The organism is Stieleria sp., assembly GCF_041595215.1.
Lineage (GTDB): Bacteria > Planctomycetota > Planctomycetia > Pirellulales > Pirellulaceae > Stieleria > Stieleria magnilauensis.
Window position 1 is genome coordinate 1 of the sequence record NZ_JBFHKV010001456.1, and the last position, 1,655, is coordinate 1,655.

At 60.5% G+C, this 1,655-nt stretch carries 1 protein-coding gene; it reads left to right on the top strand.

The features are described from left to right. The coding region (locus ABX749_RS32060; protein ID WP_372899621.1) for a DUF1553 domain-containing protein at nt 1–1,655 on the top strand (1,655 nt) is incomplete at both ends.

Sequence of the window (1,655 nt, forward strand, 5' to 3'; positions counted from 1 at the left end):
CATAAATTTGATCCGATCAGTCAACGTGATTACTACGCCATGCAAGCCGTGTTTGCCGGGGTGCAACATGGTGAACGAAGCTTGCCGCCGACAAAGGAAGCCGAACAGGAACTCGCCGAGATCGACGCGGTGATCGCGGAACTGACGGATAAACTGCAGCCCTACCTTGCCCGGGATACCGCCGCATCGATCGCGATCGATGAATCGGATGCCCGGCCCGTGTTCCAACCCGCCGGGACTGCGGCGAAACAAGGTCGTAACGAAGCCGACTTCGGTGGCAAACATTACACCTGGTGGAAAGCTCGTCCGGGCGAAGAAACGGTCGTGTACGAGCCACATGCCAGCGGTCTGCATCGAGTCTGGCTCAGCTGGGGCGCGGGCTACGCCACCCACTGCTCCGACGCGCGATACGTCTTGCGTTCAGCGACGGGCGACCGCGAAATCTGCTCCGTCAATCAACAACGGCTGGCCGACGGATCAGGCGAAGTCGATGGAGTGGCCAAGTGGAGCGGCTTTTACGATGCCGGGGTTCATGAGTTTGCCCCTGACGACCGGCTCGTGTTGATCGCCGGGGACAGCGGCAGCGCCGTGACGGCAGATGTCGTCGTGCTGCAGCCGGAACCAGAAACCGATAGCTCGCGTCCTGTGGTGCCGCCGACGCTGCGTGCGGCCGTCAATTCCATCCAGAACGAAGAACGTTTCGCCCCGCGTTTGACTCGCTTTGTACGATTTGTGATCGAACAAACCTCGGGCTCCCAGGCCTGTCTTGATGAATTGGAAATTTACGCCGGCGACCAGAACGTCGCACTGGCCAGCAGCGGTGCCAAGCCGAGTTCTTCCGGCGATTTCCAACACCCGCTGCACAAGCTCCAGCACATCAACGACGGGCGTTACGGGAATGCCCGCAGCTGGATCGTTGATTCCGTTGCCGGCGGCTGGGTGCAAATCGAACTCGCTGAGCCGACCGTGATCGATCGCATCGTGTGGGGACGCGACCGCGAGCAAACGTACTCTGATCGCCTCGCCACGGCCTATCACATCGACGTCGCAAACGAGCCCGGCAACTGGGCGCGCGTGGCATCCTCTGCCGATCGCCGACCGCACGGTCAATCGCAGCCCGAGGGTGCACAGTATCGCTTCGAGAACGTCTCGCCGGCCGAAGCACAGCAAGCCAAGCATTGGCTGAATCAACTCACGCTGGCCCGCAGGCGAAAGGCGACACTTGAAATGTCGCCACAAGTCTACGCGGGAACATTTTCGCAACCCGGTCCAACCTATCGGCTGTATCGTGGTGAACCCGATGCCCGTCGCGAACCCGTCGGCCCGGATACGATCGAAGTGTTCGGATCGTTGAAGCTGGATCAGGACGCACCGGAGCAATCGCGCCGGCTTGCCCTGGCCGACTGGATCGCAAGCGCCGACAATCCGCTCACCCCGAGGGTAATTATCAACCGACTGTGGCAGTTCCATTTTGGCACGGGGATTGTCGACACGCCCAGCGATTTCGGCCACAACGGCACGCGGCCCAGCCATCCCGAGCTATTGGATTATCTGGCCGGCGAGTTGATCGATCATGATTGGTCGCTCAAGCACATCCATCGTTTGATTTTGAATTCTCACACCTGGCGACAAAGTAATCGGCCGCGCGAAGACGC